Annotated in this window: 19 protein-coding genes; 12 read left to right on the forward strand and 7 right to left on the reverse strand. The window is 61.9% G+C overall.

What is annotated here, in order from left to right; genetic code table 11:
• Positions 1-354 carry a hypothetical protein gene (locus tag LC531_RS14500; RefSeq protein WP_223651410.1) on the reverse strand — a complete coding sequence of 118 codons (354 nt, stop codon included), beginning with the start codon at positions 352-354 and terminating at the stop codon, positions 1-3.
• 73 nt (positions 355-427) lie between these two features.
• A complete protein-coding gene (msrB, locus tag LC531_RS14505; protein ID WP_223651412.1) occupies positions 428-994 on the reverse strand; it encodes a peptide-methionine (R)-S-oxide reductase MsrB in 567 nt (188 codons plus the stop codon).
• A gap of 259 nt (positions 995-1,253) precedes the next feature.
• Between msrB and typA the strand changes: the two genes are divergently transcribed.
• Positions 1,254-3,065 (forward strand): translational GTPase TypA, encoded by a 1,812-nt coding sequence (typA, locus tag LC531_RS14510; RefSeq protein ID WP_223651414.1) that lies wholly within the window; start codon positions 1,254-1,256, stop codon positions 3,063-3,065.
• A 124-nt stretch (positions 3,066-3,189) separates the two neighbouring features.
• A complete protein-coding gene (locus LC531_RS14515) occupies positions 3,190-3,699 on the forward strand; it encodes a DUF6630 family protein (protein ID WP_223651415.1) in 510 nt (169 codons plus the stop codon).
• Here the strand turns inward: LC531_RS14515 and LC531_RS14520 are convergent.
• On the reverse strand, positions 3,680-4,537 hold the full coding sequence (locus LC531_RS14520) for a TrmH family RNA methyltransferase (RefSeq protein ID WP_223651417.1): 858 nt from the start codon (positions 4,535-4,537) through the stop codon (positions 3,680-3,682). The two genes, LC531_RS14515 and LC531_RS14520, sit on opposite strands and share 20 nt — an antisense overlap.
• An 89-nt stretch (positions 4,538-4,626) precedes the next feature.
• Between LC531_RS14520 and LC531_RS14525 the strand changes: the two genes are divergently transcribed.
• The 5 genes from LC531_RS14525 to LC531_RS14545 all read left to right on the forward strand — a co-directional run bounded on the left by LC531_RS14525 (position 4,627) and on the right by LC531_RS14545 (position 8,875).
• Complete coding sequence (locus tag LC531_RS14525; protein WP_223651419.1) at positions 4,627-6,117, forward strand: sensor histidine kinase; 1,491 nt, start codon at positions 4,627-4,629, stop codon at positions 6,115-6,117.
• A gap of 73 nt (positions 6,118-6,190) precedes the next feature.
• Positions 6,191-6,601 (forward strand): response regulator, encoded by a 411-nt coding sequence (locus LC531_RS14530; protein ID WP_223651420.1) that lies wholly within the window; start codon positions 6,191-6,193, stop codon positions 6,599-6,601.
• Between the two features lie 141 nt (positions 6,602-6,742).
• Complete coding sequence (locus tag LC531_RS14535; protein WP_223651423.1) at positions 6,743-7,732, forward strand: hypothetical protein; 990 nt, start codon at positions 6,743-6,745, stop codon at positions 7,730-7,732.
• A gap of 130 nt (positions 7,733-7,862) precedes the next feature.
• A complete protein-coding gene (locus LC531_RS14540; RefSeq protein WP_223651425.1) occupies positions 7,863-8,567 on the forward strand; it encodes an endonuclease III domain-containing protein in 705 nt (234 codons plus the stop codon).
• Positions 8,568-8,602: 35 nt separating this feature from the next.
• Complete coding sequence (locus tag LC531_RS14545) at positions 8,603-8,875, forward strand: hypothetical protein (protein WP_223651427.1); 273 nt, start codon at positions 8,603-8,605, stop codon at positions 8,873-8,875.
• A 98-nt stretch (positions 8,876-8,973) separates the two neighbouring features.
• Here the strand turns inward: LC531_RS14545 and LC531_RS14550 are convergent, their stop codons facing one another.
• The gene (locus LC531_RS14550) at positions 8,974-9,726 is read right to left on the reverse strand and encodes a DeoR/GlpR family DNA-binding transcription regulator (protein ID WP_223651429.1); all 753 of its coding nucleotides are present in this window, start codon (positions 9,724-9,726) and stop codon (positions 8,974-8,976) included.
• Positions 9,727-9,797: 71 nt separating this feature from the next.
• On the opposite strand from LC531_RS14550, the gene nudK reads away from it, so the two are divergent.
• Genes nudK through LC531_RS14565 form a run of 3 tightly spaced genes read left to right on the forward strand, consistent with a single transcriptional unit; the run spans position 9,798 to position 10,750 of the window.
• Positions 9,798-10,373 carry a GDP-mannose pyrophosphatase NudK gene (nudK, locus tag LC531_RS14555; RefSeq protein ID WP_223651431.1) on the forward strand — a complete coding sequence of 192 codons (576 nt, stop codon included), beginning with the start codon at positions 9,798-9,800 and terminating at the stop codon, positions 10,371-10,373.
• A 31-nt stretch (positions 10,374-10,404) separates the two neighbouring features.
• On the forward strand, positions 10,405-10,542 hold the full coding sequence (locus LC531_RS14560; protein WP_223651434.1) for a hypothetical protein: 138 nt from the start codon (positions 10,405-10,407) through the stop codon (positions 10,540-10,542).
• Between the two features lie 46 nt (positions 10,543-10,588).
• Complete coding sequence (locus LC531_RS14565) at positions 10,589-10,750, forward strand: hypothetical protein (RefSeq protein WP_223651436.1); 162 nt, start codon at positions 10,589-10,591, stop codon at positions 10,748-10,750.
• A gap of 17 nt (positions 10,751-10,767) precedes the next feature.
• Here LC531_RS14565 and LC531_RS14570 read toward each other — a convergent pair whose 3' ends face one another.
• The 3 genes from LC531_RS14570 to LC531_RS14580 form a co-directional block, all read right to left on the reverse strand.
• Positions 10,768-12,603: a polysaccharide deacetylase family protein gene (locus tag LC531_RS14570; RefSeq protein ID WP_223651437.1), complete on the reverse strand. Its 1,836-nt coding sequence runs from the start codon at positions 12,601-12,603 to the stop codon at positions 10,768-10,770.
• A 48-nt stretch (positions 12,604-12,651) separates the two neighbouring features.
• The gene (locus LC531_RS14575) at positions 12,652-13,857 is read right to left on the reverse strand and encodes a threonine synthase (RefSeq protein WP_223651445.1); all 1,206 of its coding nucleotides are present in this window, start codon (positions 13,855-13,857) and stop codon (positions 12,652-12,654) included.
• 65 nt (positions 13,858-13,922) lie between these two features.
• A complete protein-coding gene (locus tag LC531_RS14580) occupies positions 13,923-14,831 on the reverse strand; it encodes a LysR family transcriptional regulator (RefSeq protein ID WP_223651447.1) in 909 nt (302 codons plus the stop codon).
• A 607-nt stretch (positions 14,832-15,438) separates the two neighbouring features.
• Between LC531_RS14580 and LC531_RS14585 the strand changes: the two genes are divergently transcribed.
• Together LC531_RS14585 and LC531_RS14590 are read left to right on the forward strand one after the other, a co-directional pair.
• Positions 15,439-16,065 (forward strand): DUF535 family protein, encoded by a 627-nt coding sequence (locus LC531_RS14585; protein WP_223653972.1) that lies wholly within the window; start codon positions 15,439-15,441, stop codon positions 16,063-16,065.
• Positions 16,066-16,153: 88 nt separating this feature from the next.
• Positions 16,154-21,676 carry an alpha-2-macroglobulin family protein gene (locus LC531_RS14590; RefSeq protein ID WP_223651449.1) on the forward strand — a complete coding sequence of 1,841 codons (5,523 nt, stop codon included), beginning with the start codon at positions 16,154-16,156 and terminating at the stop codon, positions 21,674-21,676.
• Positions 21,677-21,804: the final 128 nt, after the last annotated feature.

A 21,804-nucleotide genomic window follows, 5' to 3' on the forward strand; every position in this document is an offset into this window, starting at 1 on the left:
TTAGGGCCGGCGCAGAGTATCGGGGATGGACTGGTCAATCCGGTCCATGCGAGTTTCGTTGGTTGTAATGTTAGCATCGTTGGTATTGAGCGTGCCAGGGCGCTTGAGACGATTGATATCAGACGCCTGCTCGCCTAAGCGTAGCACGTTGGGGGTAGCGTCGGGCACGGCGGCGCGCGAAGCGGCACCGCGCGGGCCATTGGCATCGTAGATGGCGCGGCGGTCGGCATCGGTTACTACCTCGGTAGGCACAGCGCGGGGCGAAGCAGCTTCGGAGGTGCGCTCAGCGGCCGAGCAGCCCGCCAGCAGGGGCAGGCCCAGCAGGGCGGCGCGAAAGGAAAAGCGAAGCAACATAGTGAAGCAGCAAAAAGGCGGCCCGGAATGGGCCGCCTTGCTTTAAACGGATGGCGGACGAGCAGGTTGAGCATTATTTCTTCTCAAACGTCAGCGCGTCACCATCCATGCAGTAGCGCAGGCCGGTGGGCTTAGGGCCGTCGTTGAAAACGTGGCCGAGGTGACCTCCGCACTTGGCACACACAATCTCGTCGCGGCTCATGCCAAAGCTGTCATCAGACTTTACCTTGAGGCTGGCGGCCGTGGCGGGGGCGAAGAAGCTCGGCCAGCCGGTGCCCGAGTGAAACTTGGTAGCCGACGAAAACAGCAGGTTGTGGTCGGCGGCGCAGTAATAATCGCCAACAGCATCGTTATCATTGAGCTTGCTGGAAAAAGGCCGCTCGGTACCCTGTTCGCGCAGGATGTAGTACTGCGGCGAAGTCAATTCCTTTTTCCATTCGGCATCGGTTTTCACCACCGGAAACTCGCCGGGCTTGCCCTTTACGGGTTGAGCTTCGGGATATTTGCCGGTGGTAACGGCCGCACCTTTGGGGCCAGTAGGCACGGCGGCCACGGTTTTGGCCTGGTCGGCGTGGCTCTGCGAGCAGGCGGGGGTAAGGGCGGCAGTACTCAGCAGCAGGGAAAGCAGGGAAATGCGCATAGAAGGAGAGAAAAAGCGAAGGTGATTAGCGGCTTAACAAACGTAAGCGCGGGGGCGTTCGGATGCTGGCGGGGTAGACGCGGCCCGGCGGGCAGCCTTACAGCCGGAAAACGATGAGCCCTTTCGTTTTACCAATAGCCTTACCCCCCGGCGGGGCGGAACGCAGACCAGCTGCCGCTTGTTGCGACTCAGGCTATTAAAAACTTAACTTCGGTTTTCGCCTGAAAATCCGTACCTTTGCGGCCGCAAAACCAGATTTATGACCCAGAACATTCGGAATATCGCCATCATTGCCCACGTTGACCACGGCAAGACGACTCTGGTGGATAAGATTATCCACGCTTCCAAGATTTTCGACGCGCATCAGCACTTCGACGACCTCATCCTCGACGACAACCCTCTGGAGCGTGAGCGCGGCATTACTATCGTATCGAAGAACGTGTCGGTACGCTATAATGGCGTGAAAATCAACATCATCGACACGCCTGGTCACGCCGACTTCGGTGGTGAGGTAGAGCGTGTGTTGAAGCTGGCCGACGGCGTTTTGCTGCTCGTGGATGCCTTCGAAGGGGCCATGCCGCAGACCCGCTTCGTGCTGGGCAAAGCCATCGATTTGGGCCTGAAACCCATCGTGGTGGTAAACAAAGTGGACAAGGAAAACTGCCGCCCCGACGAGGTGCACGAGCAGGTTTTCGACCTCATGTTCAACCTCGGGGCTACCGAAGACCAACTTGATTTCGTGACGCTGTACGGCTCGTCGAAGCAGGGTTGGATGAGCACCGATTGGAAAGTAAAGACCGACAACCTCATTCCGCTACTCGACGCGGTGCTGTCGTCCATCCCGCCCGCCCCGGTGCTGGAAGGCACGCCCCAGATGCAGATTACGTCGCTCGACTACTCGGCGTTCGTAGGCCGCATCGCCATTGGCCGCGTGCACCGCGGCACCCTGACCGAAGGCTCGAACATGAGCCTGATGAAGGCGGATGGCAGCGTGAAGAAAGTAAAAATTCGCGAGCTGCACATATTTGAAGGCCTCGGCCGCGTGAAAGTGGACTCGGTGAGCAGCGGCGAAATCTGCGCCGTATCGGGCATTGAAGGCTTCGACATTGGTGATACGCTGGCCGACTTCGACAATCCCGAGCAGCTGGAGCGCATCAGCATCGACGAGCCGACGATGAACATGCTGTTCACCATCAACAATTCGCCGTTTTTTGGCAAGGAAGGCAAGTTCGTGACTTCGCGTCACTTGCGCGACCGCTTGTTCAAGGAAACCGAGAAAAACCTTGCCCTGCGCGTGGAGGCTACTGACAAGGAGGACACCTTCCTGGTGTTCGGCCGCGGTATCCTGCACTTGTCGGTCCTGATTGAAACCATGCGCCGCGAAGGCTACGAGCTGCAAGTGGGCCAGCCCCAGGTGCTATTCAAGGAGAACGAAGCTGGTAAGCGGATGGAGCCCATCGAGCTGCTGGTAGTGGACGTACCTGAGGAATCGGCCGGTAAGGTTATCGAACTGGTGAGCATGCGCAAGGGCGAAATGACCATCATGGAGCCCAAAGGCGACTTGCAGCATTTGGAATTCAGCATCCCGTCGCGCGGCCTCATTGGCCTGCGTAACAATGTGCTGACGGCCACTGGCGGCGAGGCCATCATGAACCACCGCTTCATGGATTACGAGGAGCACAAGGGTCCTATTCCGGGCCGCATCGCGGGTTCGCTGATTTCGCTCGAAACCGGTCCCGGCACGGCTTATACTATCGACAAGATGCAGGACCGCGGCTCGTTCTTCGTGGACCCCGGTGAGGAAGTATATGCTGGACAAGTTATCGGCGAACACACCCGCCCCAACGACCTGACCATCAACATTCAGAAGGGTAAGAAGCTGACCAACATGCGTGCCTCGGGCACGGATGACAACGCCAAAATTGTCCCCAAGCGCCAGTTTTCGCTGGAAGAAGCGATGGAGTACATCCAGAAGGACGAGTACTTGGAAGTAACGCCCAAAAGCGTGCGGATGCGCAAGATTCTGCTCGATGAGAACGAGCGCCTGCGCTACGCCAAGACGGCCGAATAGACCGCAGATTGACGCTGATTTCTGTGATTTTGCAGATTCGGGCGGTAATTAAATTTTTAGAAAGGCGCGGCTTTGGTCGCGCCTTTTTCTTTTCACTTTTGAGCGTTACTCAACTTTCAACTTTATGAATCAAGCTAATCTGACCCGATTTATTCAGTTTTTTACGCTGGCCGATAGTAATGCCACTCAGCGCATTAGCGAGCGACTAATGCTGGTGCTGCAAGACGCAAGCGCCTACCAGGCGCAGCACGCCGAGGAGCTGGCCGAGCGCGGCATGGAGGCCGCCCTACCCCCCCAGGAGCTACGCGACGTGGCCCTTATCGACGCGCTGTTGAGCGAGGACCTGCTGTGGGAAAGCGATGCGCAGGACCCAATTGCCGAAACCGCCGAGGGGCTGAATGATATTCTGGAGCAGCAAAAACGTCCCGAGCGCTTGCGCTTGATTGCTATCCGCAACACCAGCGGCCCCGAGCAGCTCGACGCGCTGCAGGACGCGCTGGAGCCGCTAGGCCTGGCGCTGGTGCTGCTGACGCTGGACAGCGATGCCTACCCGCTAAGCGTAGTGGCCGATGCGCAGGCTGAAAAAGCCCGCCAACTGGCCAAAGAGCTGGGCTTCACGCTGACGGTTTATTAGCCCCTACCCCCTGCCGCTGGCGCACGGCCTCGAAGGTGAGCACGGCGGCGGCCACGCTTACGTTGAGCGAGTCGAGCTGGCCGCGCATGGGGATGATAACGGTTTCGTCGCAGGCGGCGCGGGTGGCGGGCGTGAGGCCGTCGGCCTCGGTACCGAGCACCAGTGCAGTGGGACCAATGAAGCTGGTAGTGGTGTAGGATTTGGCATCGTCGGCTAGGGCGGCAGCGAAGGTGCGAATGCCTTTTTCTTGCAAAAAAGCCAGGATTTCGACCATCGGCGCGGCCACGGTGGGCACCGTGAAAATGCCGCCCAGGCTGGCCCGGATAACGTTGGGGTTGTAGAGGTCGGTACGCGGGTCGCCGACCAGCACGGCGTGGGCGGGCGCAGCGTCGGCGGTGCGCAAGATGGCGCCGAGGTTGCCGGGCTTCTCCACGGCTTCGAGCACGATGACCAGCGGATTGGGGGGTAGGGCCAGGCCGGCCAGCGTACGCTGGGGTGTGCGTAGCACGGCCAGCACGCCATCGGAGCGCTCGCGCACGGCCAGCTTGGCAAATACGGCGGCGCTCACGGGCAGGTACTCGTAGGGGCGCGGCCCATCCGGCGCGCGAGCCAGCAAGGCCTGGGCCACGGCCGCGCCAGCCAGCTCCTCGCACACCAGCAGCGTGGCCACGACCCAGCTGGCGGCCTGGGCGTTGGTTAATTCGCGGTAGCCCTCAACCAGCGTGAGGCCCTGGCGGCGGCGCTCGGCCGATTTTTCCTGCAAGCGCAGCACATCCTTGATGCGCGGGTTGTGCAGGCTGGTGATGCGGTCGGGCGGGACGGAGCGGGCGGCAAACATAGGGCGAAGGTAGAGCGGGATGCTGCCAGTCGTCAACCATGCCGTTCTTTGAGTAAGGAACTGCTCCTGGGCCTTTAACTACTTGCTGCTTGGCCATTCGCCTTAATACCCAGATTTTACTTGGCTTTGCCATTGCCTTATCGGTGCTGGTGGCCACTTCGCTGACCGCCTACGTGGCCATGCAGCAGCTGAGCCGCTATACGCGGCTGGTGGAGCATTCGTACCAGGTATTGCAGCAAACCAGCGACTTACGCATCAGCGTTCGGGATGCCCAGAGCGGCGTGCGTAACTACCTGCTGCTCGCCGATACGGCTTACCTCAGCGACTACCGCCGCAGCCGGGCGCTGGTACGAACCGAAACGCGGGCCCTGCAAGCCCTGGTGGCCGACGATGCCGCGCAGCACGTCCGCGTGGACTCACTCCGCGCGCTGCTAAACAAGCAGTTAGCGGAGCTGGCTACCTACCAGGCCTTTGCCCCTACCCCCCCGGCCGCGCAGTCGCTGCTACTGCGCCAGCAGCATGACCGGTGGGCCCTGCGCGGCGTACTGCGGCGGCTGCGGCAGCACGAAGACGAGCTGCTACGCACCCGCAATCGCCAGCAGAGCCTGTTTCAGCGGCTGGCCCCATCGGCCATCGTAGTATCGGCGGTGTTGGCGGTTATCATCGTGCTGGGGCTGTTTCGGCGCATTGGGCGCGAGCTGCAAGCCAACGACGAGCTGCGCCTGACCCTGACGCGCACCAACCTCGACCTGGCCCGGCGCATCCGGGCGATGGAGCACCTGGCCCAGCAGGTGGTGCAAGGCGATTACAAAGTGCAGCTGCCTGACCTGGGTGGCCAGCCCGACCGGCTGGCCTCGCTGGCCTCGCTGCTCAACCAAATGACCAAGGCACTGGACGCGGCCTTCGGGGCCCTCGAAAACCGCAACCGCGAGCTGGACCAATTTGCCTACGTAGCCTCGCACGACCTGAAGGCCCCGCTACGCGGCCTCAACGCCTTGGTGCGCTGGATGGAAGAGGAGCTAGCGGCCGAGCCCGCACCGCAGCTACGCACCTACCTGGCCCAGATGAAAGGCCGCCTGACCCGCCTCGACAGCCTCATCGATGGCCTGCTGGCCTACGCGCGCGCCAGCCGCGCCGAGCGTCAGCTAGCTCCGGTAGACGTGGCCCAGCTGGTGCGCGAAGTGGCCGAGTTGGTGGTGCCGCCCGGCTTCGAGCTGGTGCTGGCCCCCGACCTGCCAACCCTGGTGGCCGACCGACTCAGCCTCCAGCAGGTATTCACCAACCTGCTCAGCAATGCCGTGCGGTACGCCACGGGCCAGGGCCGCGCCGAGGTCAGCGCCCAGGACCTGGGCGCGCGGGTCGAGTTTCGGGTGCGCGACTACGGCCGGGGCATCGCGCCCGAGCACCAGCAAAAAATCTTCCTCCTCTTTCAAACCCTCCGCGACCGCCACGATGCCGAGAGCACTGGCATCGGCCTGAGCATTGTGCAGAAGCTCGTGGAGGACCAGCACGGCAGCATCCGCGTGGAGTCGGTGCCGGGGCAGGGCGCAACCTTTATTTTTACCTGGCCGAAGGGGTAAGTGGGTAGTGAGACAATGAAGCATGGCGTTCTTTGTCATTACTCACTACCCATTACTCATCACCCTACCCTCTATGCGCTCTATTTTGTTGATTGAAGATGACGTTTTTGACACGATGATGGCTCAGAAATCCTTTGAGCAGTTCAACGTGCCGCACACGCTGCATACTGCCTTCAATGGCGAAGAAGCGCTGGATATGCTGCTGGGCCGCTTCGGCACGCCGGCCCTGGACCCGCTGCCCGAAGTTATCTTGCTCGACCTCAATATGCCCCGCATGAACGGCTTTGAGTTTCTGGAAACGCTGCGGGCCATTCCTACCCTTCAGCACCTGCCGGTGTTCGTCACTACCACCTCGGGCATGGACCTCGACCGCGCCGAAGCCGAGCGGCTGGGCGTGAGCGGCTACATCCTCAAGCCCTTGGACTTCGCCTCGGGCCACGACCTGGCCGACAGCCTGAGCCTATTGGAAAAATTATTAAAATAACTTTTTCCTGGCCCTAAACCCTTGAAAATGTGCGCTTAGCCTTACCAAAAAGTGAACGAACGGGGTGGGCACTTTCGCGGGGGGTAGCGGCGTTAGAAACAACCTGGCCGCAGTTGGCCGGAATCTCTTTTATTTGCCTGCATGAAATTCTCGTTTGTTGCGGTGCTGGGCCTGGGGCTGAGTGCCGCCTGGGCCCCGGCCTTGGCACAGGAAGGCCCCCGGCAGCTGGGCGGGGCCCCCGTGGCACCCGCACCGGCTCCCCGCCAGGCGGCACCAGCCCCGCAGCCTACTGAGCCGGTACCCGCCGCCGTAGCTACCCCTGCCCCGGCCGACTCGGCGCGGTCTGCCCCGGCCCGGATGGCTACTACCCCCGCGGCCTCGCCGGCGCCGACGGTCCCCGCGCCGGGCGAGTCGCCCTTCAACCGGCCCTACATCATGGGCGGCTCCACGCAGCCAACGCGCTACCAGGTGGGCCTCAAGAGCGGAACGATATACAACGTGTACGACGTGCAGGTGAAGCAGCCGCTGTTTGGGCGCAATTTTTTGCTGCTCGATGGTCAGCGCCGGGTAGATTTGAATGAGGTCGGCTTTTACGAGAATGAGAACGGCCACTTCGTGCGCACCACGCTGCCCGGCTCCTCGCGCGAGGCTACACTGCGCCGCGAAAAGGTCGGCCGCATCAGCCTCTATGCTACTTATAACACCAGCTACTCGCCGGGCTACGGCGGCATGGGCGGCTTTGGCATGGGCGGTTTCGGGGGCTACGGCATGGGCGGCTACGGGGGCAGCCCCTACGGCGGCTACCGCACCACCAAGACCGAGTATTTCTCGAAGGACAACGGCCCGATTCAAAACCTAAGCTCGCGCAACCTAGCCCTGGCCACCGCCGACAACGCTGGTGCTCAGCAGCTACTGGCCCAGGCCCGGCAGTACCAGACCTTCACTACTGGGGCCTATGTGGTGGGCGGCGGCTTGCTGATAGCCGGCCTGCTGCAAAGCCTGCAGGCCAACAGCACGGGCATCTCGCCGCTCTTCTATGCGGCCATTCCGGTGCTCATCGTGCCGCTGGTGCTGCAAGGCAAGCAAGCCTCGGCCCAGCGCCAAGCCATCGCGCTTTATAATAGCCGGTAGTTGTTCAATTATCAGTCATCAACTATCATTTGGGAGCTAATGACCATTAGCCCTCAGAGGGAAACGCACGTAAAATGGCAGCGCAATGCTGGACAGCGCCACTCGCTGACGCTCAACTGATAATTGTCAAATGATAATTGAAGAGCTAGCGTTGCTGGCGCACCGGCGGCTGTGCGCCGAGTACGGCGCGCCGTTCCTGTTTTTCAGCGATAAGGACCCGCTGAGCGAGCTGATTAGCGCCCTGCTCTCGCACCGCACCAAAAACGCCGACTCGCACCGCGCTTACCAGCAGCTGCGCGCCACTTTTCCGACCTGGGAGGCCGTGCGCGACGCGCCCACTATTGATGTGCAGCGTGCCCTGAGCGCCTGCACCTGGCCCGAGCAAAAGGCCCCGCGCATCCAAGCCGTGCTGCACGAAATCAGCCGCCGCTGCGGCGACGAGAATCTGCCGCCCTGCTCGCTCGACTTCCTGGCCGACCGGCCCATCCCTGAAGCCCGCGCCTGGCTGGAGAGTATCACGGGGGTAGGGCCCAAAACCAGCGCCGCAACCCTGCTCTTCAGCACTTTACGGCTGCCGGCCATGCCCGTCGATAGCCACCACCACCGGGTGGCGCAGCGCCTGGGACTCATCGGCCCGAAAGTGGGCGAAGGCCCCGCCCATTCCCTGCTGGCCGCCCTCCTACCCCCCGACTGGACCGCCCAGCAGGTCTACGACCATCACGAGGCGCTGATGTTTCATGGGCAAAAATGCTGCTTTTATCACCGGCCCGCCTGCGGCCGCTGCATCATGCTGGACGTATGTCCGGTTGGGCAGGCAGCGGTTAAGGAAGAGTAAGGTAGTTATCATCTTACCTTAAATTTTACTATTTTATGCCTCCACGCAAAATTCCCATTTCGCTGCATTGCGGACTGAATCTGGTACGGGAGGTAATGGGCGGCAAGTGGAAAATCTTTTCCCCTTGGTGGGCACCGAGTGGCGGGCCAGCGCCCAGCCCAGCCCAAGCAGCACAACTACTCGCACTGGGCTGGGCGCTGGCTGCCGTGGGTGCGCTGGCACTGGCTATGGTGGCTATTCTTAATCAACTGAAAATGATATTTTTATACGCCACAGTGGCGTATACCTGGGTATTCGTGCTGCGGTAGGTTATTCGTTTTTAATTGTTTGTTATTCGTCGGGAGCAACGCGCCGCCTGCCACTACCGGGCCGGTAGGCCCTGCCGGCCGCTGCGCTTGGTGGCCGCTCAGCGCAGGACGCGCAGGCCGGCTTCCTCGTAGCGGGCCAGCACGGCCGGGTCGGCCTGGGCATCGGTAATGAGGGTGTGAATGGCGCTGAGCGGGGCAAATTGCAGGTATTTGTCCTGCTCCAGCTTGCTGGAATCGCAGAGCAGGAACGCGCGGCGGGCTCCGGCCAGCACGGCCTGGCTGATGCTGGCTTCGGGCTCGCCGTTGGCGCTCAGGCCCCGGCTCAGCGATAGGCCATCGGCACCCAGAAAAGCCTTATCGAAGGTGTAGCGGCGCAGGTGCTCCGCGGCCAGCGCGCCGTGCACGGCCTGCCGCCCGGCATCCACCTCGCCCCCGGCGACGACCACCTGCGCGGCCGAGCCGACCAACTCAAACAGCACGGGTAGGGAATTGGTAATCACGCGGATGCGCAGGTGACGAACCAAGGCGCACAAGGGAAACGTGGTGCTGCCGCAGTCCATAAAAATGGTGTCACCCTCGGCCACCTGCCGGGCCGCCAGCTGGCAGATGTACGTTTTCTGCGGCAGGTTGACGGCGGCTTTGCGGGCGAAGGCGACCGGGTGCCGGGCCACGCTCGGCAGCACGGCCCCGCCGTGCGTGCGCACCAGTAGCCCCTGGCTTTCCAGCTCGGCCAAATCGCGGCGCACGGTAATGGGCGTGGTGCCCAGGTGCGCGGCCACGGCAGCCACAGTCAGGCTGCGCTGCTGCTCCAAGGTGGTCAGGATGTAGTGCTTACGGAGTTGGAAATTCATGCGGGAAGTCTACCTTGCATTAAACAAGCATAAAGAAATTCATTAGAACACAAACGAACAATTTTTCAACCATGAACGAACGAATTCGCCTGCGGGAACAGACAGTTTTGGCTGATGACTGGTACACGCTACGCAAAATCACCTTCGATTATCAACGCAAAAACGGCGCGTGGGAAACGCATTCGCGCGAAGCCTACGACCGGGGCAACGGGGCCACCATCCTGCTGCATAACCCGGCGGCCGACATGGTTATCCTGACCCGGCAGTTTCGCCTACCCACCTTCGTCAACGGTAACCCGTCGGGGATGCTCATTGAAACCTGCGCCGGCCTGCTCGACCAGGAGCACCCCGACGCGGCCATCGTGCGCGAAACGGAGGAGGAAACCGGCTACCGCCTCACGGCCGTGCGGCGCGTGCTGGAAGCCTACATGAGCCCCGGCTCCGTAACGGAACGCCTGTTCTTCTACCTGGCCGAGTACTCGGCCACTACCGAGCGGCGGGCCGGCGGCGGCATTGACGAAGAGGAGATTGAGGTGCTGGAATTACCGTTATCCCAAGCCCTGGCTATGGTGTCGAGCGGCGAAATTCAGGATGGCAAAACGATTATTCTCTTGCAGCACCTGCGCCTGCGGCAACTAGAAAAATAATTTATTTTCAACTACTTACATCATTTCTCAAATGCTCATTCTGATTGCCGTTCCCTACCGCAGCGGCACCCACGACGACCCCGCCCGCATGGCGGCTAACCTGGCTCGCCTCGAAGCCGCCGCCCTACCCCTGTTCCGCGCCGGCCACCTGCCCGTCATCGGCGAGTAGCTGGCCCTGCCGCTGCTGCGGCTGGCGGGATCGGCCCGGCCGGGCGATGCGGCCTACGAGGAAATTCTCTACCCCGCCGCCCGCTCACTGCGAAGCCATATTGCGCCTCGAAGGGGCCGGGGCCGACGAAGACGTGCGCCTGGCCCTGGCGCGGGGCCTGCCCGTGTACTACTGCCTCGCGGACGTACCTGGCTACATGGCCGACTGATGAACTAGCTCCCGGCCTTATTTTTTCCGCTTCCAACGGTAGTAGCGGCGGTACCAGGAAGACGTTTTTTTGAACAGGCTGCTGCCCGTTTCGTGCGGAAACATGTTGATGCGAAAAATTTGCATCCGGTCGTCTTCCAGGCACAGGCCGCCACTGTCGGTGGCCACGGCGTAGCGGAAGCCGGCCTCGGCCACGAGGCGCTTAGTTTCGGAGCTAAAATCGCCGTAGGGGTAGGCAAAAGTCTGAATCTCAATTCCTAACCGTCGTTCTAATTCAGCTTTGCTCTGGCTGATTTCAGCTGCGGCTTCGGCGGGGGGTAGGGTAGCCAGGCGCGGGTGCGTTTGGGTGTGCGCGCCGATTTCCCAGCCAGCAGCCACGAAAGCACGCTTCTGGGTTTCGTTCATGATATCGGCACGGGGCTCGGCGGAGTCCACGGCGAGGTCCCACTGGTTGTGGCGCACCTCAAAATCGCCGAGCAGGTAGAGCACGCCGCGGTAGCCGTATTGCTGCATGAGCGGCAGCAGGTTAGTGTAATTATCAGTGTAGCCGTCGTCAAATGTCAGCATGATGGGCCGCTTGGGAAACTCGGCCAGTGGGCGCCGGCCGCTGGCAAAATCCTGGTAATCACGGAAGGTTATTGGACTGATATTGTGGCTTTTGAAATACACCAGGTGCTTCGCGAAATTTTCCTTCGTGACAAAAATCTGGTGCTTGGTGGCGATGGGTGCGTCGGGGATTTTGTGGTACATGAGCACCGGAATAAACGCCGGCACGGCTCGCGCCATGCGCGCCGACTCGTACACGCCAAGCACCCGCGCCGCCACCCGCGCCAGGTCGTAGTCGTGGCGCACCTGCGCCGCCAGGGCCGGCGCTACCCGGTGCGGCCGAGCCAGAAAGGCCCGCGCATCGGCCAGCACCGGCGCGGGGTCGAATTGTCTTACCCCCCCTACTTGGGCCGAGATGTCGCCGAAGTTGGAGGCGGCCGCCTCGGCGTAGTTTTCCAACGAAACCGGCCCCACATAGAGCGCTTCGCCCAGCGCCAGCACGGCGCGGCCCGCGCCCAGGCCTTCCATTGCCACGCGCCCGGCCCCGATAATAAGGTCAGTTTTCAGGAGCCAACCCGCCACGTCATCGGTAAAGCCAATGACTTCCACCCGCTCGCCATGTTGGCTTTGCAGTTGCGCGAGGGCCGTTTTACCGGCGTCGGGCAGCTGCTCCATTTCCCCACCGATGAGGGCTACTCGCAGCAACGGAAACTCAGCCAGCAGCGGCGGAAAAACGTGTTGGAGCAGCGCGGCGGCCCGCTCACCTTTCGGGCCGTTGAAGCGGCCAATGAACGCCAGGCGGGGCACCTCACAGGACCCTTCTGTAGTCGTTGGCGTAAACGCCACTCCATTCGGCACCACCACAATTTTGGCCGGGTCCATCTGCACTTCTTCCCGCAGGTGCTCGGCCAGGTTTTCGCAAATGGCGATGACCTTCTGGCCATAAATATCAAACAGCGAAGTGGACGTGTGCAAGTGCTGGCGGCCGTGCACGGTACTCACCAGCGGCACCACCAAGCCCTTGAGAGCGAAGTAGCTGACCCAGCTCGCGGCCCGCGAGTGGGCGTGCACTACGTCAATCTGATGGGCTTTTACCAAGTGGCGCAGCGCCTGGATATTGCGCAGCCGCTGGCCGTATTTGCGCTGGCTGATGGGTAGCTGTACCTGCGCCGCTACGGTGGGTAGGGCTGCCGCGTCGGAGGCCAGCCAAACCTGGTGGCCTTCGCGGTGGTGGGCCTCGGCCAGGGCCACGGCGTAGGCTACGGAACCGGCAAAGAAATTAGCGGACAGAACGTGCAGGATGCGCATGGCGCAAAGGTCGGGCAGTAGCGTAGACTCGCAGAGTCTACGCTACTGCTACGCCTCCGCCCGGCCGGCCACGTTAGTCATGTATTTCTGGGCGTTGCCGGTGTTCAGGAGCAGGATGCGCTCGTCGGCTTTCAGCCAGCCCTGGGCCAGCAGGTGGCGGGCGGCCATCCACACGGCCCCGCCCTCGGGGGCTACGAAAAGGCCCTCGTAGCGGCCCAGCTCGCGCATGCCTTTCAGCATATCTTCTTCGCTGACAGCCACTACCGTGCCGTGCGACTCGCGGAGCACTTGCAGCATCTGCGGCTCGCCCAGAGGGTGCGGCACGGCCAAGCCGTTGGCCAGCGTGGGGCGGCCCTGGTAGTTGTGGCAGTTGGGCTGATGGCCGAGATAAGTTTCGAGCAGCGGGCAGCAGTTTTCGGCCTGCACGGCCACCATGCGCGGCAGCGGGGTTTCGGGCGCGAGCCAACCCAGGGCTTTCATTTCCTGAAAAGCTTTCCAGATACCGATGAGGCCGGTGCCGCCGCCGGCGGGGTAGAGCAGCACGTTGGGCAGCTGCCAGTTGAGCTGCTCCGCGATTTCGTAGCCCATCGTCTTCTTGCCTTCGAGCCGGTAGGGCTCCTTGAGGGTCGAGATGTCGAGCAATTCGCCGCCGGCGTTGAGCTGGCGCACGCGGGCCCCGCAGTCGCTAATGAGACCGTCTACCAGCTCCACCCGCGCGCCGTACCAATAGCATTCCTCCTTGAACGCCTCCGGCGTGTGGCGGGGCATGACCACGGTAGCGCCCAGGCCGCCGCGGGCGCAGTAGGCGGCCATCGCTACTCCTGCGTTGCCAGCCGTGGGAATGATGCAGCCGGTGGTACCCAGCTCCTTGGCTTTGGAAATGGCCATGCTCAAGCCACGGGCCTTGAAAGAGCCGGTCGGATTTTGGCCTTCATCCTTGAGCAGCAGGTTATTGAGGCCATAATGACCCGCCAGCCGGGGTAGGGCCAGCAGGGGCGTCATGCCCTCGCCCAGGGTTACCTTGTTGGCCTCGTCGAGCAGGGGTAGAAGCGCACCGTAGCGCCACATCGATTTGTCGGACAGGTTGATACCAGCCTTACGGCTCAGCGGCTCGCGCAGGTCGTAGGCGGCCACGAGTGGCTGCTTGCAGCAGGCCGACACAGCCTGCGGCTGGAAAGCTGAGTATTCGGTGCCGCATTGGGCGCAGTGCAGGGCTTGAATGCGCGAGAGGGGTAAGGTGGCGACGGAGTTCATGTGGCAAAGGTCTGGCAGCCAACTACCAGTTGCTATGCCTTTGCGAAATGGGATTTTCGCATAGCCTATTCCTTACCGGCATAGTAGCGTTGGGTGAAGCGCAGAAAATCGCGGTAAGGCCCGTTGTTTTCCGTACCCCGGCGCTGAATGAAGCTGAACTGCCTTTTTAAGGGCAAATCTTTAATTATCACCTCTACCAGCTCACCGCTAGCCAACTCCTTCACCACTGCTTGGCGGGGTAAGAAAGCCAGGCAGGTTGTCTCGACCCGCACGAAATTCTTCAGCGCCTCGGTGCCGCCCAGGCGCACCCGCACGGGCAGGGCGGCCAGCCGGATGTGGTGCCGCGCCAGCGCTTCTTCCAACACGGCCAGCGTGCCGGAGCCCACCTCGCGCAGGGCCAGCGGCACGCTCAGCAAGTCGCTGACTATCAGTTCGCGGCCGGCCAGTGGGTTGTCGGCGGCGCACACCGCCACCACGGCATCGGTGAGTAGGGGCGTGTAAGTCACATTGCTGACTTTATGAATGCCTTCGATGATGCCCAACTCGATTTCGTGGTCGAGCAGGGCTTTCAGAATATTATCACTATTCCGATTTTTGAGGCTGAGCTGGTGGTGCGGGTGCTGGCGCAGGTAGGCCGCCACCACGGGGGGTAGCACGTAGAGCGAGATGGTGGTACTGGCCCCGATAAGCAAATGCACAGCCGGCGCGAAGGCCGGGCTCAGCTCGCTCATCTCTTGCTGCAATTCCTGCTGCAACTGTTTGGCCTGCAAGAGCTTTTGGTACAGCTTCTGCCCGGCCGGGGTCAGCTGCACGCTACCGCCCAGCCGCTCGAAGAGGCCGGTTTTGTAGTGCTCTTCCAGCGCCTTTACCTGCTTGCTCACCGCCGACTGGCTGATAAACAGCGCCTGCCCAGCCTTGGTAAAGCTCAGGCGCTGGGCCACTTCTAGAAATATTTCGTGGGGGTGGGAAAGCATGAAGGCAAAGCTAAGACTGCCAATAAGTTGTTGCTCTAAGCTACCTGCCTGGGAGCTTGTTGGAGTTGGTATCCATTAAGTTATTTTTCTTATTATTAATTCTAATGCTCTCTATGCTATCAGCTCAGCGGTGATGATAAAGATTGGCTTATTGATTACTCGGCCCGCAGAACGGTTGATATTTAAAAATAGCGGCTAAATTATTAGATATCGCTTATTTTTATCCGGTTTTTTCACCGAATTTTGCTAACGTCCCGCACTGCAATCATTCTTTTTATGAAGCAAAACGACTTCTTTGTACGCTCAATAGACGCGCTTCGTAATATATCGGGCCTACCCGGCTTAGTGCAGCTTAAACATTCTTTTCGCCACGTGCAGGCGGTAACTAAGCGCGCTGAGCTTGCGCAGATGCAGCAGTTGGTGACTACGCTACCGCTAGCCTCTTTACTGAAGCAATAGCCGCGTTTCATCTATAAGTACTTGACTAGCTACGCAGTAGCTAGTTTTTCGCGGTCCGTGCGCCTGGCTGCTATTCTGCACCACTATCAGTTTTTGGCCGCGGTGGTGCGCCCCGATTTTTTTTACCAGCGTAGCCCGGCAGCCTATTCTGTGGGAAAATGTAGCCAGTGATAAGCGCTTCAGCATTGAGTTGTCGTATCCGGTGCGAGCGTGGTTTGAGGGCGAGCTATCACTCAATTTTCTGGTCGCGGGCACGCTGGTACAGATGCTCACCTTCGTTATCGTGCCTGGTGCTACGGTAGGCATAGCCGCGCCGCAGGCGCTTCTCATCAGCCAAGTGCAGGGCACTAAAAATGGGGAGTTACTCAGGCACGCGACTAAGTGCCTGCACGACCTCACGCCCGCGAGCCTGCTGGTAAACGCGACTTACGGCCTGGCCGCGGCGCTGGGCATCGGCCAGGCCGTGGGCATCAGCACGCGCGAGCAGTTGGGCCGCGGTTCGAAACTCTACTTCGATTACGACTCATTTTGGCAGCAGTTTCGGGGCGAGTGGCTAGCCAGCCATTTTTACCAACTCGATATTAACGCCCCCGAAAAGCCTATTGAGGAAATAAAAGCCAAGTATCGGCCGCGTACCTTACGCAAGCGCCACTACAAGCAGCAGGTGCGCCAACTCGTAGCCGCCAATTTTTGGGGTAATTTCATGAGCGTGGCCCCAGCAGCATTTGCTGAGGCATCCGATATTCCGGCAGATTCCGCCTCCCTTACCACCTAGCCGGCGCAACAGGGCCTCGTTGAGACATAGTGCATTAGCGTTAGCTGTGAAGTACCTTTCACGCGCTGCTCACCCCGCTTCTCTTGCTATGCGCCAACATCCCCTACCCCTGCTACTACTGCTGAGCTTATGTGTCACGTTTTCCTGTTCTAAAAAAGCTGATACGGAGCAAAATACGGCCGTGCAGGCGGCCGGCGAAGAGATTGACCCATACCAGAATCTGGTGTTCAACTTCGACGAGCCGGTGGTGCCGGCCAGCCAGGCGGGGCGCTGGGACACTACGCGCTACGTGCAGTTTGAGCCGGCCATCCGGGGCAAGTTTAAGTGGCTGAACGACGGGCGCGAGCTGGTGTTTTCGCCGCTGGAGCCATTTCGGCCGAGCACCGCGTTTTCGGCGAATCTACGGCCGGCTACGCTGCCTTCGGGCAAGCAGCAACTGACGCTGAGCCGGACTAAGTTTCACACGCCGTTTTTGCAGCTGGGCGGGGCGCAGGTGTTTTACGGGCGCAGCAGCCGGGCGGCGGGCACCGCCGAAATGCGCGCCAATGTGCTGTTTAACTACCCCGTGCGGCCAGCGGACCTGCGGCCGCGCTTGCGCATCAGCCAGGGGGGTAGGCCAGTGGCCTTCACGCTCACCGCTGCCGAACCCGACAAAACCCTGGCCCTCACCATTAATCAGGAAATAAAGCCCGACCAGCCACTGCTGTTTAAAGTGGCGGCGGGGCTGAAGGCGGTGGCCGGCAGCCAACCCACTACCGGCCCGCTAACGGCCGAGGCCGAGGTGCCCAGCCAGCAAACCCTGCAAGTGCGCGAGCTGACCGGCCAGGTGCTGGACGGCAAAGCCGTGGTGACGCTGCTCACCAACCAGCCCGTGTCGGTGCCCGATATTCAGCCCCTGCTGAAAGTAACGCCCGCCGTGCCCTTCGAGATTGAGGCGCTGGAAAGCGGGCTGCTGCTGCGCGGCGGCTTCGAGGTGGGCAAAACCTACCAGGTAACCCTGGACCCCGGCGTGCGCGGCGCGCTGGGCGGGCAGCTGGCGGAGAAATTTGACCAGGCGGTGAGCTTCGGCGACAGCCAGCCGAGTATCGAATTTGCCAGCGCCGACAAAGCCATGTACTTGCAGGCCAACGGCAACCGCAACCTGGCGCTGCGCCTCAACGAGGTGGAAAACGTGCAGGTGACGGTAGCAAAGGTCTACGCCAGCAATATCCAGGATTTGCTGCGCGGCGAGAAGCAGTACGGCTACGACAACGACGAAGACGGCGGCGGCCGCGGCGACGATGGCGAGTACGTGGACCGCAGCTACCGCTACTACGACCTCGAAAACCGGGGCGACGTACTCTTCACGCGGCGCTACGCCACGGCCGGCCTCCCCAAAGTGAACGGCCAGCGCCTGCTCAATCTTTCGCTCAAAGACCTGGAATTCAGCGCGCCGCTTAAGGGCCTGTACGTGGTGCGGGTGCAGGACATCGAGCGCCAGTGGCTGCGCCAGGATAAGCTGGTGACTCTCACCGACCTGGGCCTCATCACCAAGCAGGGGGTAGGGGGCAACGCGGTAGTGTTTGTGAACTCGCTGCGCACGGCGCGGCCGGTGGGCGGGGCCACGGTGCGCTTCATCTCGACCAACAACCAGCTCATGGGCACGGCCACCAGCAACGGCCAGGGCGTGGCGCGGCTCGATAGCGTGCTGGGCTCGCCGCTGAAGCTGGGCATGGTAACGGCCACCAGCGGCAGCGACTTTTCGTTTCTCACTCTCAAAAACAGCCAGGTCGAAACCTCACGCTTTGAGGTGGGCGGGCTCACCAGCAACGCGGCGCACTACCAGGCATTTTTGTACGGCGACCGCGACCTGTACCGGCCCGGCGACACCATTTACACCAATACCGTGGTGCGGTCTGAGGCGTGGGCGACGCCGCCCGCCGGCCTGCCCGTGAAGGTGCGCCTGCTGCTGCCCACCGGCCAGGAATACGCCAGCCTGGGCGAAAAGCTGAACGCAGCCGGCGCGGTTACGTCGCGCTTTATCCTACCCCCCACGGCCATGACGGGCCTCTACTCGCTGGAAGTATTGACCGGCAACGACGTGCTGCTCAGCTCGAAAGCCGTGAGCGTGGAAGAATTTATCCCTGACCGGCTGAAGGTGACCGTGACCGCCACGCCCGCCGTGCTGGGGCCAGCCCAAACCGTGACGGCGAATATTCTGGCCCAAAACCTATTTGGCCCGCCGGCGGCCGGGCGCAAGTTTGAGGTCGAGTTTTCGCTCAAGGAAAAATCATTTTCGGCCCAGAATTACCCCGATTATACTTTCGATATCAACACCGGCGAGCGGCCGCAGCGCAGTGGCTACGGCGGCAGCACTCCCCCGGCCGGCATTGCGACGCGCTTCCAGAAGGAGGTGCAGCAGGGCGAAACCGACGCCGCCGGGCACGGCACCGCCGCCTACACCTTGCCTGAGGCCCACGACCTGGGCACGCTGGAGGGGGTAGCCTTCGCCACGATTTTCGACGAAACCGGCCGGCCGGTGAACCGGCTCGCCACCTTCGAGGTGCAGACCCAGGCGGCGATGTTCGGCATTCAGAATTTGCCCGAGCTGGTGAGCACGCGGCAGGCGCTGGCCATCAAGCTGGCGGCGCTCACGCCGGGCGGGCGGCCCACCACAGCGGCGGCGCAGGTGCGCGTGGTGCGGCTGCTCTGGGAAACCGTGCTGGAGCGCCAGGGCGGCCGCTACGTGTATAATTCGCAGAAGCGCGAGCAAACCCTGAGCGCGCAGACGCTGCGCGTGGGGGTAGGGACGGGCTTCAGCTTCACCCCTACTTATTCGGGCGAGTACGAGGTGCGGGTGAGCCGGCCGGGCGCGGCCAGCTACGTGGCCACGCACTTTTACGCCTACGGCAGCGGCGACACGTCCGGCAACGCCTTTGAGGTGAGCACCGAGGGCCAGGTGACGATTGAGGCCGACAAGCCGAAGTACGAGCCGGGCGAAACGGCCCAATTGCTTCTCAAAACGCCCTTCCCCGGCCGGATACTGGTGACGGTGGAGCGCGACCACGTATTCGACCATTTCTACGTCGATACCGACCAGAAATCGGCGCGGGTGAGCGTGCCCATCCGCACCGGCCACGTGCCCAACGTGTACGTGACGGCCACCGCCATCCGGCCCATCACCGATAATGCCCTACCCCTCACCGTGGCGCGGGGCTTCGTGCCGCTGACCGTGGAGAAGCCCGGCGCCCACCTGCCTCTCACCCTGGCGGTGGCCGCGCTCAGCCGTTCGCAGACCTTCCAGACCATTGAGGTGCGTACTGCTCCACGGGCTCAGGTGACGCTGGCGGTGGTGGACGAGGGCATTTTGCAGCGCAAAAACTACCAGACGCCTGACCCCTACGGCTACTTCTACCAGAAACGGGCGCTCGAAGTGAGCGCCTTCGACGTGTACCCGTTTCTGCTGCCCGAGCTGGGCAGCAGCAGCAGCGGCGGCGACGCGGCCGAGATGGCCCGCCGCGCCTCGCCCGTGCCCAGCCGCCGCGTGAAGCTGGTGGCTAAATGGAGCGGTATCCTCACCGCCGATGCCGCCGGCCTGGTGCGCTACCGGGTGCGCGTGCCGCAGTTCAGCGGGGCGCTGCGCGTGATGGCCGTGGCCTACAAAGACGACGCCTTCGCCAACGCCGAGCAGACGATGCGCGTGGCCGACCCGGTGGTTATCAGCACCGCCCTACCCCGGTTCATGTCGCCGGGCGATACGATTGACGTGCCGGTGACGCTGACGAATACGACGGGGAAAGCCATGTTTGTTAAAGTCACCAAGCAGGTTAGTGGCTCACTAATTTCGGCTGAACCGTTGCTATCTATTATAGGTGAAGAACCTAATAAGACTCAGGTAGGGGCTTGGAATCTGCCTTTGAAACCTAATGCGGAGGCACAGGCTTTTTTTCACATTGGTGCCAAAACTATCGGCAATGGCACCATCAAGATTGTAGTAACTGGTGTAAAAGGCACCACGGAAATATTCTCTGAAACCACCGAAATCCCCATCCGCCCGGCTGCGCCGCTGGCTTCGCGCACGGGCAGCGGGGAGGCCACGGCCGCCGCGCCGGCCACGCTCAACCTGCGCACCGACTTCTTACCCAGCACCTTGCGCAGCAAGCTGGTGCTCAGCCGCTCGCCGCTCACGGCCTTTGCCAAAGACCTGAACTACCTGCTCGAATACCCCTACGGCTGCCTGGAGCAAACCGTGTCGGCCGCGTTTCCGCAGCTGTATTTCGGCGATTTGGCGGCCACGCTGCGGCAGCAAACCGGCGCGGCGGCCAAGGCCCAGCGCTACAACCCCAACTATAACGTGCAGGAGGCCATCCGCAAAATCGAGAGTATGCAGCTCTACAACGGCAGCCTCAGCTACTGGCCGGGCGGCGACTACGACAACTGGTGGGCCACCGCCTACGCCGCGCATTTTCTGCTCGAAGCCAAGCAGGCCGGCTTCACCGTGAACCAGAATACTCTGGATAAGACGCTGCAATACTTGCAATTGCGCCTCAAGAAGCGGGAAACGGAGAAGTACCAGTATTTCGACGTCAATAACATTGCCCGCGAGCGCATCATCGCCCCGCGCGAAATCGCCTACTCGCTCTACGTGCTGGCCCTGGCCGGCCGCCAGGATGCCGTGGCCCTGAATTATTACAAGGCCAACCGGCCGCTGCTCACGCCCGATGCGCGCTTCCTGCTGGCTTGCACCTACGCGCTGGGCGGCCAGCAGCGAGCCTTCCAGGAAGCCCTACCCCGGCAGTTCGCCACGGAGCGGGCACAACGCGAGCTGGGCGGCTCGTTCGCCTCGCCCATCCGCGACGAGGCGCTGGCCCTCAACGCCTTGCTGAGCGCCGACCCCACCAACCCACAGGTAAACGCCATCGCCCGGCAGCTGAGCCGGCAGGTACACGACGCGCCCTACCTCAACACCCAGGAACGGGCCTTCTCCCTGCTGGCACTGGGCAAAATAGCGCGCCGCGCCCAAGCCAGCACCGCCGTGGCCGACCTGCTAGCCGACGGCAAGCTCATCGGCAAATTCACGGGTAAAGACCTGGCCGTGAACAACGTGGCCAACCGCACCGTGCGCGTGCAGCCGAGCGGCGCGGGGGCGCTCTACTACTTCTGGCAAGAGCAGGGCGTGAGTGCCAGTGGCCGCGTGGCCGAGGAAGACCACTACCTCAAGGTGCGTCGCTTCTTCGCCACCCGCGACGGCAAGACGCTGGCGCAAAGCACGTTCAAGCAGAATGATTTGGTGCTAGTCGTTATCGCGCTGCAAAGCGGCGACGCGGCCGGTGAGGTCAAGAACGTAGCCATCACGGACCTGCTACCCGCCGGCCTCGAAATCGAGAACCCGCGCCTCGGCGTGCAGCGCGACCTCCCTACCCTCCCCAATCTGACCCAGCCCGACTACCTCGACGTGCGCGACGACCGCCTCAACATCTTCACCACCGCTACGCCCCAGGTCAAGCTTTTCGCCTACCTGGCCCGCGCCGTGAGCAAGGGCACTTTTAAATTGGGGCCAGTGAGCGCCGAGGCCATGTACAACGGCGAGTACCGCTCGGTGAGCGGCGCGGGGGTAGTGCGGGTGCGGTGATAATAGCCCATCCTTGCGAGTGTGTTGCGCATTAAGTAATGACGGGCGAATTTCCCGCCGTGCCGCAAAACTGCCAGGGATGATTTTCCTTCGCGCTGCGAAACTTCTAGTCCGACACGGAGCTTGTA

Source organism: Hymenobacter psoromatis, assembly GCF_020012125.1.
In the GTDB taxonomy this organism is placed as follows: Bacteria; Bacteroidota; Bacteroidia; order Cytophagales; family Hymenobacteraceae; genus Hymenobacter; species Hymenobacter psoromatis.

Bases quoted from the DNA above. Each gene is read 5' to 3' on its own strand.
- LC531_RS14570 (WP_223651437.1), bottom strand. From the start codon at position 12,603: ATGCGCATCCTGCACGTTCTGTCCGCTAATTTCTTTGCCGGTTCCGTA.
- msrB (WP_223651412.1), bottom strand. From the start codon at position 994: ATGCGCATTTCCCTGCTTTCCCTGCTGCTGAGTACTGCCGCCCTTACC.
- LC531_RS14500 (WP_223651410.1), bottom strand. From the start codon at position 354: ATGTTGCTTCGCTTTTCCTTTCGCGCCGCCCTGCTGGGCCTGCCCCTG.
- LC531_RS14540 (WP_223651425.1), top strand. From the start codon at position 7,863: ATGATAATTGAAGAGCTAGCGTTGCTGGCGCACCGGCGGCTGTGCGCC.
- LC531_RS14565 (WP_223651436.1), top strand. From the start codon at position 10,589: ATGCGGCCTACGAGGAAATTCTCTACCCCGCCGCCCGCTCACTGCGAA.
- LC531_RS14520 (WP_223651417.1), bottom strand. From the start codon at position 4,537: ATGTTTGCCGCCCGCTCCGTCCCGCCCGACCGCATCACCAGCCTGCAC.
- LC531_RS14515 (WP_223651415.1), top strand. From the start codon at position 3,190: ATGAATCAAGCTAATCTGACCCGATTTATTCAGTTTTTTACGCTGGCC.
- LC531_RS14575 (WP_223651445.1), bottom strand. From the start codon at position 13,857: ATGAACTCCGTCGCCACCTTACCCCTCTCGCGCATTCAAGCCCTGCAC.
- typA (WP_223651414.1), top strand. From the start codon at position 1,254: ATGACCCAGAACATTCGGAATATCGCCATCATTGCCCACGTTGACCAC.
- LC531_RS14530 (WP_223651420.1), top strand. From the start codon at position 6,191: ATGCGCTCTATTTTGTTGATTGAAGATGACGTTTTTGACACGATGATG.
- LC531_RS14560 (WP_223651434.1), top strand. From the start codon at position 10,405: ATGCTCATTCTGATTGCCGTTCCCTACCGCAGCGGCACCCACGACGAC.
- nudK (WP_223651431.1), top strand. From the start codon at position 9,798: ATGAACGAACGAATTCGCCTGCGGGAACAGACAGTTTTGGCTGATGAC.
- LC531_RS14580 (WP_223651447.1), bottom strand. From the start codon at position 14,831: ATGCTTTCCCACCCCCACGAAATATTTCTAGAAGTGGCCCAGCGCCTG.
- LC531_RS14590 (WP_223651449.1), top strand. From the start codon at position 16,154: ATGCGCCAACATCCCCTACCCCTGCTACTACTGCTGAGCTTATGTGTC.
- LC531_RS14550 (WP_223651429.1), bottom strand. From the start codon at position 9,726: ATGAATTTCCAACTCCGTAAGCACTACATCCTGACCACCTTGGAGCAG.
- LC531_RS14545 (WP_223651427.1), top strand. From the start codon at position 8,603: ATGCCTCCACGCAAAATTCCCATTTCGCTGCATTGCGGACTGAATCTG.
- LC531_RS14535 (WP_223651423.1), top strand. From the start codon at position 6,743: ATGAAATTCTCGTTTGTTGCGGTGCTGGGCCTGGGGCTGAGTGCCGCC.